The sequence below is a fragment of the Bacillus sp. 7705b genome (assembly GCF_002289525.1).
GTDB lineage: Bacteria > Bacillota > Bacilli > Bacillales > Bacillaceae > Bacillus > Bacillus halotolerans.
Genome location: NZ_NSDH01000016.1, coordinates 1 through 16,961 on the forward strand (window position 1 = coordinate 1; position 16,961 = coordinate 16,961).

At 43.8% G+C, this 16,961-nt stretch carries 17 protein-coding genes; 3 read left to right on the plus strand and 14 right to left on the minus strand.

What is annotated here, in order from left to right:
* Positions 1–138 precede the first annotated feature (138 nt).
* The gene (locus CJU60_RS06800) at positions 139–1,065 is read left to right on the plus strand and encodes a Na/Pi symporter (protein WP_095713311.1); all 927 of its coding nucleotides are present in this window, start codon (positions 139–141) and stop codon (positions 1,063–1,065) included.
* 41 nt (positions 1,066–1,106) lie between these two features.
* Here the strand turns inward: CJU60_RS06800 and mtaB are convergent, their stop codons facing one another.
* The 12 genes from mtaB to gpr form a co-directional block, all read right to left on the minus strand.
* Positions 1,107–2,462: a tRNA (N(6)-L-threonylcarbamoyladenosine(37)-C(2))-methylthiotransferase MtaB gene (gene mtaB / locus CJU60_RS06805; protein ID WP_024122098.1), complete on the minus strand. Its 1,356-nt coding sequence runs from the start codon at positions 2,460–2,462 to the stop codon at positions 1,107–1,109.
* Complete coding sequence (locus CJU60_RS06810) at positions 2,462–3,232, minus strand: 16S rRNA (uracil(1498)-N(3))-methyltransferase (protein ID WP_095713312.1); 771 nt, start codon at positions 3,230–3,232, stop codon at positions 2,462–2,464. The genes mtaB and CJU60_RS06810 overlap by 1 nt, the downstream gene beginning before the upstream one ends.
* Positions 3,233–3,254: 22 nt before the next feature.
* The gene (prmA, locus tag CJU60_RS06815; protein WP_024122100.1) at positions 3,255–4,190 is read right to left on the minus strand and encodes a 50S ribosomal protein L11 methyltransferase; all 936 of its coding nucleotides are present in this window, start codon (positions 4,188–4,190) and stop codon (positions 3,255–3,257) included.
* Between the two features lie 24 nt (positions 4,191–4,214).
* Positions 4,215–5,342 carry a molecular chaperone DnaJ gene (gene dnaJ, locus CJU60_RS06820; RefSeq protein ID WP_024122101.1) on the minus strand — a complete coding sequence of 376 codons (1,128 nt, stop codon included), beginning with the start codon at positions 5,340–5,342 and terminating at the stop codon, positions 4,215–4,217.
* Positions 5,343–5,538: 196 nt separating this feature from the next.
* Complete coding sequence (dnaK, locus tag CJU60_RS06825) at positions 5,539–7,374, minus strand: molecular chaperone DnaK (RefSeq protein WP_024122102.1); 1,836 nt, start codon at positions 7,372–7,374, stop codon at positions 5,539–5,541.
* Between the two features lie 23 nt (positions 7,375–7,397).
* Positions 7,398–7,961, minus strand: coding sequence for a nucleotide exchange factor GrpE (gene grpE / locus CJU60_RS06830; RefSeq protein ID WP_024122103.1), 564 nt, complete (start codon positions 7,959–7,961; stop codon positions 7,398–7,400).
* A 72-nt stretch (positions 7,962–8,033) separates the two neighbouring features.
* Positions 8,034–9,065, minus strand: coding sequence for a heat-inducible transcriptional repressor HrcA (hrcA, locus tag CJU60_RS06835; RefSeq protein WP_095713313.1), 1,032 nt, complete (start codon positions 9,063–9,065; stop codon positions 8,034–8,036).
* Between the two features lie 80 nt (positions 9,066–9,145).
* On the minus strand, positions 9,146–10,285 hold the full coding sequence (hemW, locus tag CJU60_RS06840; protein ID WP_095713314.1) for a radical SAM family heme chaperone HemW: 1,140 nt from the start codon (positions 10,283–10,285) through the stop codon (positions 9,146–9,148).
* 55 nt (positions 10,286–10,340) lie between these two features.
* Positions 10,341–12,176 carry a translation elongation factor 4 gene (lepA, locus tag CJU60_RS06845; protein WP_044154493.1) on the minus strand — a complete coding sequence of 612 codons (1,836 nt, stop codon included), beginning with the start codon at positions 12,174–12,176 and terminating at the stop codon, positions 10,341–10,343.
* Between the two features lie 133 nt (positions 12,177–12,309).
* On the minus strand, positions 12,310–12,648 hold the full coding sequence (locus tag CJU60_RS06850; RefSeq protein WP_024122107.1) for a YqxA family protein: 339 nt from the start codon (positions 12,646–12,648) through the stop codon (positions 12,310–12,312).
* Positions 12,649–12,664: 16 nt separating this feature from the next.
* A complete protein-coding gene (gene spoIIP, locus CJU60_RS06855; protein WP_095713315.1) occupies positions 12,665–13,870 on the minus strand; it encodes a spore autolysin SpoIIP in 1,206 nt (401 codons plus the stop codon).
* 62 nt (positions 13,871–13,932) lie between these two features.
* Complete coding sequence (gene gpr / locus CJU60_RS06860) at positions 13,933–15,039, minus strand: GPR endopeptidase (RefSeq protein ID WP_044154490.1); 1,107 nt, start codon at positions 15,037–15,039, stop codon at positions 13,933–13,935.
* 203 nt (positions 15,040–15,242) lie between these two features.
* On the opposite strand from gpr, the gene rpsT reads away from it, so the two are divergent.
* Positions 15,243–15,509: a 30S ribosomal protein S20 gene (gene rpsT, locus CJU60_RS06865; protein ID WP_010335003.1), complete on the plus strand. Its 267-nt coding sequence runs from the start codon at positions 15,243–15,245 to the stop codon at positions 15,507–15,509.
* Between the two features lie 14 nt (positions 15,510–15,523).
* Here rpsT and holA read toward each other — a convergent pair whose 3' ends face one another.
* Together holA and CJU60_RS21320 are read right to left on the minus strand one after the other, a co-directional pair.
* Complete coding sequence (gene holA / locus CJU60_RS06870) at positions 15,524–16,567, minus strand: DNA polymerase III subunit delta (RefSeq protein WP_095713316.1); 1,044 nt, start codon at positions 16,565–16,567, stop codon at positions 15,524–15,526.
* A 39-nt stretch (positions 16,568–16,606) separates the two neighbouring features.
* Positions 16,607–16,756, minus strand: a complete 150-nt coding sequence (locus CJU60_RS21320) for a hypothetical protein (RefSeq protein ID WP_003229985.1) — start codon at positions 16,754–16,756, stop codon at positions 16,607–16,609.
* Between the two features lie 40 nt (positions 16,757–16,796).
* On the opposite strand from CJU60_RS21320, the gene CJU60_RS06875 reads away from it, so the two are divergent.
* Entirely contained in the window at positions 16,797–16,931 is a 135-nt protein-coding gene (locus CJU60_RS06875; protein WP_010335005.1) for a YqzM family protein, read from the plus strand.
* Positions 16,932–16,961 lie beyond the last annotated feature (30 nt).

Genomic DNA, 16,961 nt, shown 5'->3' on the forward strand with positions numbered 1-16,961 from the left:
ACCTTTAAGTTACACATATAAACATGTACTTTGACATTATAATATAAGCCTTCAGTCAGGTCAACTAAGTGAGTTCACTTTTCCGTCATGAGCGGGACTGCCTGTCTATATAATGATAGAAAGGGGTTGGTGAATAAAATGTTGCTTCTGATTAGTTTTACTGCTCTTATATTATTCTTTCTCGCAGGAATGAACATGCTTCGGAAAGGTTTAATTTCGCTGACGTATTCAAAAATTGAAGAGCAGCTGCTGATTTTTACGGATCATCCATTAAAAGCATTCCTCATCAGTATTGTTTTTACAGGATTTCTCCAAAGCAGCTCCGCCTTTATGGTAATTGTCATCGGATTTGTAAGTGCGGGGGCCCTTTCTTTCAAACGGACAATACCGATGATCCTTGGAACAAATGTCGGATCTACCTTTACAACCGAATTTCTTGCAATCAAAATGGATGTGTTGATTTGGATTCTATTGATTGGCGGTTTGCTGTTTTTTCTGACGGGCAGGTATCCGTTCAAACAGCTGGGAACAAGCTTTCTCGGACTCGGAATTATCTTTTTTTGCATCAGCGGCTTCAGCCGTCTTGCAGAACCGCTTACTCAGCTGAAAACAGGTGCAGGGATTCTTCATCATGTAAACGACTCAAACTGGTCTGCTTTGCTTATCGGCATGGTGTTAACTGCAATCATTCACTCAAGTTCTGTCTGCATCGGCATTTTAATGAGCTTTATGAATGAAGGCGTTATTGGACTGACACAGGCAATGAGCGTTGTGCTTGGGTCAAACATCGGGACATGCATTACAGCTGTCATGGCTGCTGTATCCGGCGGATATGCCGCAAAACAGACAGCGTGCGCCCATGTTTTGTTTAACATAATCGGTGTAGCAATTGTATTCCCGTTTTTGGCGGCAGCGACCGGATTTGTTGAACAGCTCTCGGCAGACCCTGCCCAAAGAATCGCCCATTTCAGTCTGCTATTTAATGTCGTATCAGCTCTTTTGTTTTTACCGCTTACCAACTTGTTCTACAGCTTTATTAAACTGCTTATCCCAGCTAAAAACTGAACATAAAAAACCGGCACATTCAGATGCACCGGTTTTTCAGATTAAGAAGACATACGCATTTGTTCTGTTATGTCATCCTCAACAATACGGACAAACTGTCCTTCATTGTATGGATAGCCTGCTTTTAGTATTTTTACTTTCACGATTTTGCCGATCATGTCTTCCGTACCTTTGAAAACAACTTTCATGTAGTTGTCTGTGTAGCCGACATACATGTTTTCTTCATCTGATTCTTTAAATGCTTCCTCAGGGATAATTTCAAGGACTTCATTTTCATAATCAGAGGCATATTCCTTCGCAAGCTGGTCAGAAAGTGCAATCAGGCGGTGTACACGTTCGTTTTTGACGTTTTCATCCACTTGGTCTTCCATCCGCGCAGCTGGCGTTCCCGTACGTTTGCTATAAGGGAAAACATGCAGTTCAGAGAATCTGTTTTCTTTGATAAAGTTATAGGTTTCCATAAATTCTTCTTCTGTTTCACCAGGGAAGCCTACAATGACATCGGAGGTTACGGCTAAGCCCGGAAGTGCTTTTTTCAGCTTATTTAAACGGTCAGCGAAAAATTCCATAGTGTATTTGCGTCTCATCCGTTTAAGCACTGTGTTTGATCCGGATTGAATCGGAATGTGCAAATGGCGCACAATCTTATCTGAACGGTCTAAAACTTCAATTACTTCGTCTGTGATCTGGCTTGCCTCGATGGACGAAATTCTGATCCGTTTCACACCTTGAACACGGGCGTCAAGTTCTCTCAAAAGCTTGGCAAAGTTGTAATCTTTCATATCTTCACCGTATCCGCCTGTATGAATACCAGTAAGTACAATTTCTTTATAACCCGCATCAACAAGCTGCTGTGCTTGTTTAATAACTTCCTCCGGGTCACGTGAACGGAGAAGTCCGCGCGCCCACGGAATGATACAGAACGTGCAGAAGTTATTGCAGCCTTCCTGTATTTTTAATGACGCTCTTGTCCGGTCTGTGAAAGCAGGTACATCAAGCTCTTCATATACTCTCGCTTTCATAATGTTGCTGACGCCATTGATCGGCTGACGCTCTTCACGATATTGATCGATGTAGCCGAGCATTTTTTCTCGATCCTGAGTTCCGACTACAATGTCAACACCCGGGATTGCCATAATCTCAGCTGGCGAGGTTTGCGCATAACAGCCTGTGACGCAGATGACGCCGTCAGGATTTTGACGAATGGCGCGTCTGATCACTTGTCGGCTTTTTTTATCTCCCGTATTTGTTACCGTACATGTATTAATGACATATACGTCAGCTGTTTGTTCAAAGTCTCTTCTTTCATAGCCCGCATCTTTGAAAAGCTGCCAGATTGCTTCTGTTTCATAATGATTGACTTTGCAGCCAAGCGTATGGAACGCAACAGTTGCCATTATTGATCACCTCTTAATAACTCTGTATGATAAGAAATTGCGCTCAGCGCGTATAGCGGAGCGGTTTCTGTTCTTAAAATTCTCGGTCCGAGGCCGCACGGAACAGCGTTTTTCGCCGTGAGCCGCTCAACCTCCGCTTCTGTTAAACCGCCTTCGGGACCGAATACGATCAAAAGAGATGATCCTTTCGGAAGGCTGCTTACAACTGCGCTGAACGAGCTTGTTTCTCCTTGCTTCGATGACTCTTCGTATGCAACGACACATTTATCGAAATTCTGCACCTTGTCAAGAAGCTGCTGAAAGGAATGGATATCCAGCACTTGCGGCACTTCGTTTCGGTACGATTGCTCCGCCGCTTCCTTCGCAATTTTTGTCCATCTTTCCCGCTTTTTCTTAGCTTTCTTGTCATCCAGCTTGACAACAGAGCGTGCGGCTTGCAGAGGAATAAAGGCATGAGCTCCCAGCTCAGTCCCCTTTTGGATAATCCATTCAAGTTTATCCCCTTTCGGGAGGCCGCTTGCAATATAAACCTTTATCGGAAGCTCTCTGTTTTCATTCGTCCATTCTATCATAAGACAGGACACTTTTTCTTTGGTAACAGATTGAAGTTCACATTTTGCTTCGAAGCCATCCTGAGAACAGCAGATAATCTCGTCTCCCTCGTTCATTCTCATGACATTGACAATATGATGAACATCTTCTCCGGTAATTGAAATAGCCGGCGCTTCCTCCATTTGCTGCTTCGTGAGCTCGATAAAATATCGTTGCATACGCTGTGACACCTACTAACTGTTATTTTTTCGCAATAATGCTGACCCAATCTTCCATTGAGAGAATTTCCACAATGGTAAAGCCAGCCTGTTCCAATGCTTCTTTTACCTCTTGCTTTTTATGGCTGATAATTCCTGAAGTAATAAAATGCCCGCCGTCTTTCAGCAGATGGTATGCCTGTGAAGTAAAACGAAGGATGACTTCAGCCAAAATGTTGGCAACGATCACATCATATTCTCCTGAAATCCCGTCTAACAAATTATTTTGTTTGACTTGAGCTATATCGCTAACCTTGTTTAACTTCAAATTGAGACGTGCGCTTTCTACAGCAACGGGATCAAGATCATAGGCATGAACCGATTCAGCCTCAAGCATTGCAGCCGCAATACTTAAAATTCCGGAACCTGTACCTACATCAATCACCTTATCACCCTTTTGCACAAAGCGTTCAAGCGCCTGAATACAAAGTACGGTTGTCGGGTGTGTGCCTGTTCCGAATGCCATTCCCGGGTCCATTTCAATAATCAGCTCATCCGTATGTACCGGCGTATATTCCTCCCACGTTGGTACAATCGTAAACTTTTCGGAAATTTTCACAGGATGGTAATATTTTTTCCAGGCAGTCGCCCATTCCTCTTCATTCACTTCGGAAATGGTGATATGGTTTCTGCCCAAATCAATATCATAAAGAAGCAGATTATTAATTGTTTCTTTAATGCCCTCTACCGTTTCTCCAAGAAAGCTGTTGACCGGCAGATACGCTTTGACAATGACACCCTCGTTCGGATAATCATTGGGGTCGAGCTGGTAGATTTCCCCGTATACATTCTCACGTTCTTTAATTAAATCAAGCGGGTCCTCTATCACAACCCCACTCGCACCAGCTTCATGCAAAATATTTGAGATAGGTTCGACCGCTTCATGTGTTGTGTGAATGCTTAATTCGGACCATTTCAAAACTACCAACTCCTCATCCAATAATTAATCGCCTTTAAACGCGCGTTTTACCTTATCAAAGAAACTCATTTCCTGTTCATCAGGCAGGTTTCCGCTGACTTCGGCAAATTCGCGGATAATATCTTTTTGTTTATCTGTCAAGTTTGTCGGAGTGACAACGCGGACGACGATATGCTGGTCACCCTGTCCATAGCCTCTGACATTTTGAACGCCTTTGCCTCTTAATCTGAATTTTGTTCCTGTTTGTGTACCGGCAGGGATTTTCAATTTCACTTTCCCGTGAAGCGTCGGAACTTCCACTTCATCTCCAAGCGCGGCTTGAGCAAACGTTAACGGCATTTCACAGTAAATATCATCTCCGTCGCGCTCAAAGAATTCGTGGGCGCGCACGTGGAATACGACAAATAAATCCCCGGCAGGGCCGCCGTTTACGCCTGGTTCACCCTGTCCTGAGAGACGCAGCTGCTGCCCGTCATCTACACCGGCAGGAATTGTGACGTTGATTTTTTTGCGTTTTTTGATTTTTCCTTTGCCGCCGCAATCCGCACATTTGTTTTTAATGATTTTACCTGTACCTTCGCAGTGGTGGCAGACTCGTCTGTTGACAACTTTACCAAACGGCGTGTTTTGCTCCACATTTAGCTGACCGGAGCCTCCGCAGTGTGAGCACGTTTCCGGATTTGTACCAGGTTTCGCCCCTGAGCCTTTACATGTATCGCATGTTTCCTCACGCGGAATCTCGATGGTCGTTTCTTTTCCGAAAACGGCATCCTCAAATGACAAAGTCATCGTATATTGCAGATCCGCCCCTTGACGCGGTGCATTCGGATCTCTTCGTCTAGTGCCGCCGCCGAAAATACTTGAGAAAATATCATCGAAACCAAAACCGCCGAAGTCGCCGCCGCCAAAACCGCCGCCGCCGAAGCCTTGGTTAGGATCAGTATGGCCAAATTGGTCGTAATGAGACCGTTTTTGGTCATCAGACAGCGTTTCGTATGCTTCTTTGACTTCTTTAAACTTTTCATCTGATCCGGCTTCTTTGTTAATGTCAGGATGATATTTTTTTGACAGCTTTCGATAAGCCTTTTTTATTTCATCCTTTGAAGCGCTCTTACTTACACCCAGCACTTCATAGTAATCACGCTTACTCATCTACTTCACTCTCCCGAATTTCTCACATAAATTAGATTGTATCATTTTGAATTATGATTTTTCAATTCCTTTTATCCCGGGCAAGAAAAAAAGTCAAAGCCAAGAGATGCCTGACTTTGACTTTCTAACCATTGAATCAGATTATGAAATATGTTCTTTTCAGCCAGCCCAAAAGCGGGCTGACTCAAAAAGAAACTTATTTTTTGTTTTGGTCGTCGTTTACTTCTTCGTATTCAGCGTCAACAACGTTGTCATCAGCTTTGCCTTCAGCGTTTGCTCCGTCTTGAGCTTGCTGTGCTTTAGCAGCTTCTTCGTAAAGCTTCATAGAAAGCTCTTGAACGATTGCTTGAAGCTCATCTTTTTTCGCTTTGATCTCTTCAAATTCGTTTTTCTCAATCGCTGCTTTTAAAGCGTCTTTGGCATCGTTGGCTTTTTTCACTTGTTCTTCGTCCACTTTGCCTTCAAGATCTTTTAATGTTTTCTCAGTTTGGAAAACAAGCTGATCTGCTTCGTTGCGGACTTCGATTTCTTCTTTTTTCTTCGCATCAGCGTCAGCATTTTCTTCCGCTTCTTTTACCATGCGTTCGATCTCATCATCAGAAAGACCTGAAGAAGATTTGATTGTGATGTTTTGTTCTTTTCCTGTGCCTAAGTCTTTTGCTCTTACATTTACGATACCGTTTTTGTCAATATCGAAAGAAACTTCGATTTGAGGCACGCCGCGCGGTGCTGGCGGGATATCAGTAAGCTGGAAGCGGCCGAGTGTTTTGTTGTCGGCAGACATTGGGCGCTCACCTTGAAGAACATGGATATCAACAGCTGTTTGGTTATCAGCAGCAGTTGAGAACACTTGTGATTTGCTTGTCGGAATTGTTGTGTTGCGGTCGATCAGTTTTGTGAACACGCCGCCCATTGTTTCAATACCGAGAGAAAGCGGTGTAACGTCAAGAAGAACAACGTCTTTTACGTCACCAGTGATAACGCCGCCCTGAATTGCAGCACCAAGCGCTACAACTTCATCCGGGTTTACGCCTTTATGTGCTTCTTTTCCAGTTTCTTTTTTGATTGCTTCTTGTACGGCAGGAATACGAGTTGATCCGCCGACAAGGATGACTTTGTCGATTTCGCTTGCAGAAAGTCCTGCATCTTGAAGCGCTTGACGGACAGGGCCCATTGTGCGCTCTACTAAATGAGAAGAAAGCTCTTCGAATTTAGCGCGAGTTAATGTAAGTTCAAGGTGAAGCGGTCCTGCTTCTCCAGCTGTGATAAACGGTAAAGAAATTTGCGTAGAAGATACGCCGGAAAGATCTTTTTTCGCTTTTTCTGCTGCGTCTTTCAAACGCTGAAGCGCCATTTTGTCTTTTGACAGATCAATGCCGTTTTCTTTTTTGAATTCAGACACAAGATGATCGATGATAACTTGGTCAAAATCGTCTCCGCCCAGACGGTTGTCACCGGCAGTTGAACGAACTTCGAATACACCGTCGCCAAGTTCAAGGATGGAAACGTCGAATGTACCGCCGCCAAGGTCGTATACCAGGATCGTTTGATCTTCATCTGTTTTATCAAGTCCGTATGCAAGCGCTGCTGCAGTCGGCTCGTTGATGATACGTTCTACTTCAAGACCTGCGATTTTACCAGCGTCTTTTGTCGCTTGACGCTCAGCATCGTTAAAGTATGCAGGAACTGTGATAACTGCTTTTGATACTGTTTCGCCAAGATAGCTTTCAGCGTATGATTTAAGGTGTTGAAGGATGATAGCAGACACTTCTTGAGGAGTGTAATCTTTTCCTTCAATTTCAACTTTGTAATCTGTACCCATATGGCGTTTGACAGACATAATTGTGTTAGGGTTTGTGATAGATTGGCGTTTAGCCACTTCCCCTACTTGGCGTTCGCCGTTTTTGAATGCGACAACTGATGGAGTTGTGCGGTTTCCTTCAGCGTTAGCAATAACTTTAGGCTCGCCGCCTTCAAGCACTGCCACACATGAGTTTGTTGTACCTAAGTCGATTCCGATAACTTTACTCACTTGAATAACCTCCTGCTATGTAATTATTGATTCACTTTTACCATGGAAGGGCGAATGACGCGATCCTTCAGCTTGTAGCCTTTTTGCATTTCCTCAACGACAATGTTGGAGCCGTAGTTTTCATCTTCAGCCTGCATAACGGCTTGGTGAAGGTTCGGATCAAATTCCTGTCCTACAGCTTCGATTGCTTCTACGCCTTCTTTATTCAAGGCTTCTACGAGCTGGCGGTGGACCATTTCCATTCCTTGGAGCAAACTTTTCGTCTGTTCATTGTCGGCTTCAACCTGAAGCGCTCTTTCAAAGCTGTCAAGAGCCGGCAGCAATTCAGTAACGATGTTTTGAGAACGGTATTTCTGTGACGCTTCCATTTCTAAGCGGCTGCGTCGTTTATAGTTTTCAAAGTCTGCTTGAACACGCAAAAGTTTGTTTTCCTTTTCCTCAAGCAAACCTTGCAATTCGTTAATTTGATTTTGAAGAAGTTCGCTTTCGTTTGTTTCTTCCTGCTGTTCTTCAGCGGCAGCTTGTTCTTCGATTACTTCTTGCTCTTCTGTTTCGTTTTGTTCCGCGGTTTGTTTTTCTTCTGACATTGTGTTCACCTCCCTCAAAAGTGTAAGGAGAAGGGCGGGTGATGCCCTTCGATAAAATTTGCCAAATTTCCCTTACTCATCATACAAACTTGTTAATGCTTTTGACAAGTCTGAAGTCACATGCTGAAGCAGACTGACGACCCGTGAATAATTCATACGGGTTGGTCCGATGATCGCAATTGAGCCTATTTGCTTCTTATCTACTGAATAAGAGGCTGTAATCAGGCTGCAGTTTTCCATCTCTTCATAGTCATTTTCTTTTCCGATTTTAATCGAAATGCCTGTATCTGAAGATTGGACGAGCTTCAAGACGTCCTGCTCCTTTTCGATTAGAGAAAGCAGCGACCGCACTCTGCCGATATCATGGAACTCGGGCTGGTTCAGCATATTGATTTTCCCGCCGAAAAACAATTTTTCAACGTGACTTGTCGAATGAAATGTTGAACGCAGCGCTTCAAGGATGTTGTCGTAGTTCTTAATGTGCTGCCTTAAGTACATGACAACTTCTTTAAAAATGCGTTCATTCAGTTCATCCATCGGAACACCGGTTAAACGGTCGTTCAATATATTTACCAGCTTTTCAATATCAGACAGATCCATTTTGGTTGGAAAATTAATCGTTTTATTTTCCACATGCCCCGTATTGGTTACGAGAATGGCTACCGCTTTATCGGGCTGAATCGGTATGATTTGAATCTGTTTAAGATAATTCTCGCTCAACTTCGGCCCGAGTACGATAGACGTATAATTCGTAAGATCGGACAAAATTTGTGCTGATTTTTGAACTGTCTTTTCCAGCTCGAATATTTTTTCTTTGAAGATCGAGTGGATTTGGTCTAGGTCGGTTTTTGTCAGTTTGACGGGCGACAGCAAATGATCAACATAATACCGGTACCCTTTTTCCGACGGAACACGTCCTGAGGAAGAGTGGGTTTTCTCAATAAAGCCCAGCTCCTCCAAGTCAGCCATCTCGTTTCTTATTGTTGCAGAGCTAAATGTGATTTCATCTTTTTTCGAAAGAGTTCTAGATCCGACCGGCTGCGCCGATTTAATAAAATCGTTGATTATGACCTGAAGGATCAGCAGCTGACGATTTGTTAACATCATCATCACCTCTGTTAGCACTCTCAACAAGCGAGTGCTAAATCTATAACAAAAGTATCAAACCACAAGAAAAATGTCAATTATAACTCACCCAAAAAAGCGCCAAAAACTTCATTACCCAATAATTTTCCCTGATGAGTCAAACAAACGGCAGACTCTGTGTTAAGAATCAGTCCCTTTTCAGAAAGCTCTTTTAAAACGCCGGGAAAAAGTTTATCAAGAGAACGACCGTATTTCTCTTCAAACCGTTTTTTGCTGACTCCGGATGTTTTTCTTAATCCTAAAAACATCTCTTCTTCAATTTGTTCTTCCATCGTCACTTCATGTGTATCCCGGTAAGGAAAACCTTTTTCAGCTATCAGGTCAATGTAATGCTTAACAGGTCCGACGTTTACTGTTCGAATTCCGCCGATATACCCGTGGGCTCCTGCTCCGAAACCGAAATATTCCTCATTGCTCCAGTACGTCAGATTGTGCTGAGATTCCATGCCTTGTTTTGCAAAATTGCTGATTTCATATTGATGAATACCGGCAGCTTCCATCCGGCTCATCACCGTTTCGTACATTTCGGCTTCCTGTTCCTGCGCCGGCAGATGAAGCCCCCCTTTTTGCATCAAATTATAAAATACCGTTTTCGGTTCTACAATGAGAGAGTAAACGGAATAATGCTCTGCGTTCAGGGATAAAGCAGTTTTTAAAGAATGATCCAGATGTTTAAGCGTTTGTCCGGGAAGACCGAACATCAAATCGAGACTGATATTTTCAAAACCAATTTCCCTTGCACGTTCAAAAGAGGCAAATACGTCTTTTTGTTTATGCACCCGTCCGATTTTTTCTAGAAGGTCGTCTTCGAATGTTTGCACACCGAAGCTTAAACGATTAACGCCCGCTTCCTTGAGTATTTTCAGTTTTTCTGCCGATAGGTCGTCCGGGTTCGCCTCAACAGCGAATTCTTTTAAAGTGTCTGCAGGCTTCAGCACACGGCTGACCATGTCCATCAATTTTTTGAGCTGGTCCTCTGAGAGGGATGTCGGCGTGCCTCCTCCGATAAAAATCGTATCCAAATCAGGCTGCCCCGTTTTTTCTATCGTATTTATCATTTCCTTCTCGAGTGCGTTTAAATACTCGCCGACGGGCTGGCTTTGAATAAAATATTTATTGAAATCGCAGTAGTGGCAAATATGCTCACAAAATGGAATATGGATATAAGCTGATTTCAATGTATTCACCTTCTTTACAGAAAGAAGCCGCAGTACAGGACTGCGGCGGCTTCTATTATTTTTTCGGACTGTCGTCCATTTTCAGGACCGCCATAAATGCTTCTTGCGGCACTTCAACTGAGCCGACCTGCTTCATTCGGCGTTTTCCTTCTTTTTGTTTTTCAAGAAGCTTCCGTTTCCGCGAGATGTCTCCGCCGTAACATTTAGCCAATACGTTTTTACGCATCGCTTTAATGGTAGAGCGGGCCACGATTTTTTGGCCGATCGCCGCTTGAATCGGTACTTCAAAGTGCTGGCGCGGAATGAGCTCTTTCAGTTTTTCTACAATTACTTTTCCGCGTTCGTACGCGTAATCGCGATGCACGATAAATGAAAGGGCGTCGATTTTTTCTCCGTTCAGCATAATGTCCATCTTGACAAGTTTAGACGGTTTGTAGCCGATCAGTTCGTAATCAAAGGACGCGTAGCCTTTTGTGCTTGATTTCAGCTGATCAAAAAACTCATAGACGATTTCCGCTAATGGCATGTCATAGACAATGCTGACACGATTTGCGTCTAAATATTGCATGTCGATAAAATTACCCCGTTTTCCTTGGCAAAGCTCCATCACCGCACCGACATAATCGTTCGGCACCATCATTGTCGCTTTTACATACGGCTCCTCGATTCTTTCGATCTTTTGTGGGTCAGGCATGTTGGACGGGTTGTCGACAACAACCTTTTCGCCGTCTGTCATATACACATCATAGATAACACTCGGTGCCGTTGTGATCAGGTCGATTTTAAACTCACGCTCAATCCGCTCCTGGATGATTTCCATGTGAAGCATACCTAAAAATCCGCAGCGGAAACCGAATCCGAGCGCTTGGGATGTCTCTGCTTCATATTGAAGCGATGAGTCATTCAGTTCAAGCTTCTCAAGAGCTTCCCTTAAATCGTTGTATTTGGCCGTATCGATCGGATACAAACCGCAATACACCATCGGGTTCAGCTTGCGATATCCAGGCAATGCTTCGGCAGCTTGATTGGCCGCGCTTGTTATCGTGTCACCGACGCGTGTGTCACCGACATTTTTGATCGCAGCAGTTAAAAAGCCTACATCGCCGACGGTCAGTTCATCTGTCGGAGTTGCTTTCGGCGTGAACACACCGACTTCTGTCACTTCAAACTCTTTGCCGGTTGCCATCATTTTGATTTTTTGCCCCGGCTTTACCGTTCCTTCAACGACTCTGATATAAGCCACGACACCGCGGTAAGCGTCATAAAGCGAGTCGAAGATCAGCGCTTTAAGCGGCGCCTCTGGATCTCCGGTCGGAGCAGGCACCTTTTCCACGATCTGCTCTAATATCTCTTCAATCCCGATCCCGGCTTTTGCTGAAGCGAGCACGGCTTCCGATGCGTCAAGGCCGATGACATCCTCCACCTCTTGGCGAACTCGTTCCGGCTCTGCGCTTGGCAGATCGATTTTATTAATGACTGGAAGAATTTCAAGGTCATTATCAAGCGCCAAGTAAACGTTCGCAAGCGTCTGCGCTTCAATTCCTTGCGCCGCATCCACGACAAGTATCGCTCCTTCGCAGGCAGCAAGGCTTCGGGATACTTCATATGTGAAATCGACGTGTCCCGGTGTGTCAATCAGGTGGAAAATATATTCCTCTCCGTCTTTCGCTTTGTATTTAAGCTGAACAGAGTTTAATTTAATGGTAATGCCCCGTTCGCGTTCAAGATCCATAGAATCAAGCAATTGTTCTTTCATTTCTCGTTGAGTGATTGCCGACGTTTTTTCTAAAATTCGATCCGCTAAGGTCGATTTTCCGTGGTCAATATGGGCGATGATGGAGAAATTCCGAATTCTCGACTGCCTCTCTAAACGCTTTTCTTTATCTGTCACAATCTATCACTCCTACTATTAAACGCAAAATACACTAGCTTAGATTATATCAATAGGATTGTAAAGATTCAATGTAAAACAAGAAAGAGAAAAGTTCCCTCTCATACTGGGGCTGCTTTTCTCTTTCAAGCACTTATTTTCTCATATCCCGTATCCATTCATACATCGATTGGGCTGTGTTTGTCACTGTGTCAGAAAGCGTTTTTCCGGCTTTAGAGAAAACGTTAAAGGTTTCCACCTGTTCCAGCTCTTTTTGTTTTTCTTCTAAATCTTTCGAGGTTACTGTTTCCCCTAAAACGGTCGCTTCTTTTTCATTATTTTCTCCGTCTGTGAGCGTAAACGCGCCTTTCAGTGAAGGATCATGATAGCCTTTCATGCTCAGCATGCCGTTATTCGCCTGCTGCATGCCGAACAGGACGCCTATAAACATCATCGCCACAAGAAGCAAGCATTTGCCAAGATATGCAATCAACTCAACCACCTATTTCTTATTGTTTTTTCGTCTCGCCGCTTTCAGCGTTAACCTTTTCAGCATCCCAGTACATTTCGCTGAATACGTCAGCGGTTGCGTCAGCCGCCCGCTGCAGCTCTTCGAGATTGTTATCCACTCCGCCGAATTCAAGCAAAAGCGCTCTGTCGTTTAAGTCTTGGTTGTAAACTCCGTTATCGCCTGGTGAGCCTTTAGAAAAGACCCCTGTGCTGAGTCCCGGGTATTTTTTCTCCATCAGCTTGTGAAGCTCACTTGCAATTTTGTAGTTTTCTTCGAAATTCTTGCTTTTTTTGCCGACCACAAACGCCACCCGGGCATAGCTTTTCCCTTTAATGGTTGCCGTCGTATTTTTCTTGCGCCTGGAGTCTCTATGGATGTCAATGATATATTGCAGATTTTTATTTGACGCAAGGGCTTCCTGCACGACCGGCCTTGATTCATCATAGGATCTGGCATAATTCAACCCTTTTTTGCTCAGTTTTGCCTGTATATCCGTTTTATTAACTGTGGCTCCGATACCTTGAGATTGCAGCGCTTTTCCGAACATGTCTCCCACGAGGGTGACGTTTGCTTTAGAATGACGCGCCATATCGGGGTCGGTCTCACCTTTTAATAACGGGAGATAAGATTCTGTATTGTGCGTGTGATAGATAAAGACAACCTTCTTATCGCCGGTTGTTTGTTTTGGCGGGTCTTTTTTCGTATTGTCTGTTTGCGTCTGCTGTTTTTCAATCTCCGCCAAATTCGCTTCTCTTTCTTCCTGCATCACCTTTGAAGGCGGCGGGGATTCCGACGGCATGTTTGTATAATCGGTGCCTTGTCCCGCTAAAAGAATCTCTGTGTCAAATTGCGCAAACCCAGGCAGCTCGCGTCCAAGAAAACTTCGCGGATCTTCGAGATTAATACTTGTCGCCAGCTTTAAAGAAAGACGTGATAGATGAAATGAGCTGTCGGTTTGAGAAAGGTCAGAAGCGAAATAATGGTTTTCCATCCGCAGCAAGTGTGCAAATACGTCACCCGGCAGTTCGTCGGCAATCCCGTAAAAAGAGTCAGACGAAGGCCTGAGTTCCGGCCGGAGAGACGTCAGCACACCAGATAAAACAAAAATCACTACTAGGCTTGCGATAAATAGAAAGATCGCCTTTATCGCTTTCCCGCCATTCACCGCAACAACAATTTGTCTGTTTCTGCGTTTATTTCTCATTGAATCCCTCCAGCGCTTGTCTAGTAATTACTCTATGAACAAGCTAGAGGAAGTAGAACCGTTTAGTGATTATAGGAGCCTTTGTTTTCTTGAGACACCTTTTCATGAAGCGCTGTATTTAATCCGTTTGCCAGCACATTTGCCATATCGTCAATAAATGAATCGACTTCCTTCGGTGTGACCATCAAATTATGGCCCAGAGGCGCCAGCACCTCATGAATGAGCTGCCGCTTTTCGTTTTCTTCAAGAGTCCCGACAATGCCGAGAAACGATTGACGCTGTTTTGGGTCGGGAAGATCCTCTTCAGTAAGCACTTTCTTTTTCCCAAACGTCATTCCCGCCGGAACAAGCGATCTCGACGGACTGTCATCTCTCATTTCTCTGCCAAAATGCTTTAATATGTAGTCAACCGTATCGCTGGCAATTGTTACCGCGTCAACGACTGTCGGTACACCGATTGCAATGACAGGTACGCCCAGGGTGTCCTTGCTCAAGTCTTTGCGTTTATTTCCAACGCCTGACCCCGGGTGAATTCCTGTATCTGATATTTGAATGGTTGTGTTGACCCTTTCTACCGCACGCGCCGCAAGTGCATCAATGGCAATCACAAAATCAGGTTTTGACTGTTCGATTACCCCTTTAATAATGTCGCTTGTTTCGATGCCTGTAATTCCCATGACACCAGGAGCAAATGCGCTGACAGGCCTGTAGCCCTCCTGCACATTTTCAGGCTGGAGTTTAAATAAATGTCTTGTCACCAATAGATTTTCTACAGCCATCGGACCGAGCGCATCAGGTGTCACGTTCCAGTTGCCGAGGCCGACAATTAAACAGCTCGCATCCTTTGAGATCTTAAGGCTTTCCAGAAAGGCTGAGAATTCTTCCGCAAATACAGCAGAGACTTTCTCTTGCATTTCCGAGTCATTTTCTCTGATCCCTTGGGCCTCAATTGTTAAATAACGTCCTTCTTTTTTTCCTGAAAGCTCAGCGCCTTCCTTCGTGATATCAACAGTGCGGATTTTTATTCCGCCATGATCGCGTTCTTTTTCGATAAAACCTTTTATCTCTTTTGCAGGCACAGCCTGCTGATTAGCCATGGCTTCCTTCGTTTCAACCGCTAAATCCGTACGTACCAAATACTGATTTACATCCAGCTCACTCTTTTTCATACAGGGCCTCCTTCGATATTCAGTATCCATATTGTTTCCATTTATAAAATGAATCATGCTTAAAAGCATTCCTTCAATGAAAAATACTTTACATTTATATTGCAATCTAAAGGTGTGTTTGATAGAATACAATTTGTTCTATTGTGAAGAAGATTTAACCTTAAGACACTGTGCTACAGGTTGTATCTTAGGAGGTGAAACACATGCCAAACATTAAATCAGCGATTAAACGTACAAAAACTAATAACGAACGCCGCGCTCATAACGCGACAATCAAATCTGCTATGCGTACTGCAATCAAACAAGTTGAAGCTTCTGTTGCAAACAACGAAGCTGACAAAGCGAAAACTGCTCTTACTGAAGCAGCTAAACGTATTGATAAAGCAGTGAAAACAGGTCTTGTACACAAAAATGCCGCAGCTCGATACAAATCAAGACTAGCGAAAAAAGTGAACGGACTTTCTGCATAAAACAAAAACGATCCTCAATGATGAGGATCGTTTTTTTCATTTCTTTTTAACAGCTGCAAGAGAAAAAGCTCTAGTAAAAGCTGCTTGTCCTTTTTCCCGGTTTTCATCTCATAGTCCATAACGGCAAGCTGTTCAATAATAGACCGGAGCTCGGCTTCTGAAAAAAGCCTTGCTTGATCCATCGCCAGCTTTACCCGGAATGGATGCACCTTTAAATTAGAGGCAATCTGTTTTTGGCCGTACCCTTGTTCCGCGAAATATTTTGTCTGCAGGATCAGCCGGAACTGGTTCGATATAAGAGCCATAATTTTGATCGGTTCTTCATTTTGTTTGAGCAAATCATAAAAAATTTGCAGACTCTCAGTTCGTTTCCGATTGACAATTTTATTAATCAGTTCAAAGATATTTTGTTCCAGGCTTCTCGCTACAAGCATTTTTACATCATCCAGCGTAATTTCTTCACGGTCTCCAATAAACGTGCAGAGTTTCTGAATCTCCTGAAAAAGGGATGACAGATGCCCGTTTACAAGCAAAACCAAATGCTCTGCCGCCTCGGTGCCGATCGTTTTCTGCTCGGTTCTCGCCAGATTGATCGTAAAGTCTGTCGTTTCCTTCGCGTTTAATTCCTTTGCCTCCATCATGAACGCCTGCTTTTTTAGCGCTTTGGTCAGTTTTTTCCGCTCATCCAGTTTTTCATAAGGCGCAAGCAGAACAAAGACCGTATATGGTGCCGGTGATTGTATATACGATTCAAGCGCGCTGACGTTGTGCTCAACTTTTTCTTTCTTTTTCTCACCCGTTAAAAAATATGGATTTTTCACAATGACAAGGCGCCGCTCCCCCATAAACGGGAACGTTTCAGCGTCGGCAATCGCCTGATCCAGCGGGTCTTCTTCCAAATCAAAAACAGACAGGTTGAAATCTTTCGTCTCTTGATCAATCACCGTCTGTCTGATCCTGCTGACGGTTTCTTGGAGCAGATACGTCTCTTTTCCGTATAAACAATAAACCGGATGGACTTCTCCTTTTTTCAGGCTTTTCCACACATCAAATACCATTGTTGTACGACTTCCTCTCTTTCATCATCCCCTTCTATCCTAAATTGAGTTTGCAAAATAGTAAAGAGGAAGCCTGACAGCTGCTTCCCCATTTATATTAAACGCCTGTTCGCAAGCCCCCGGGACAGCTTGTAAAAAGGCGATAATCACCAGAACAGAAAACGTTACCTTAGCTTCTAGATTTTTCAAAACGATTCCATTATACTTAAGTCAGTCAGGGGGGATGAAATTGAATGATTTTGAAAAAAACGTTCAAAGCAAACGAAATGATGCTGTAGATTCAGCGGTTGGTTTTGTTGTGTCCTTCGGATTTTTCGCCTTATTGTTTGTCATGGCAACGGTTATTCACCTGGTTGGTTCATAACGCGACTGCCCGGGCTGCTGATTTCTCGGC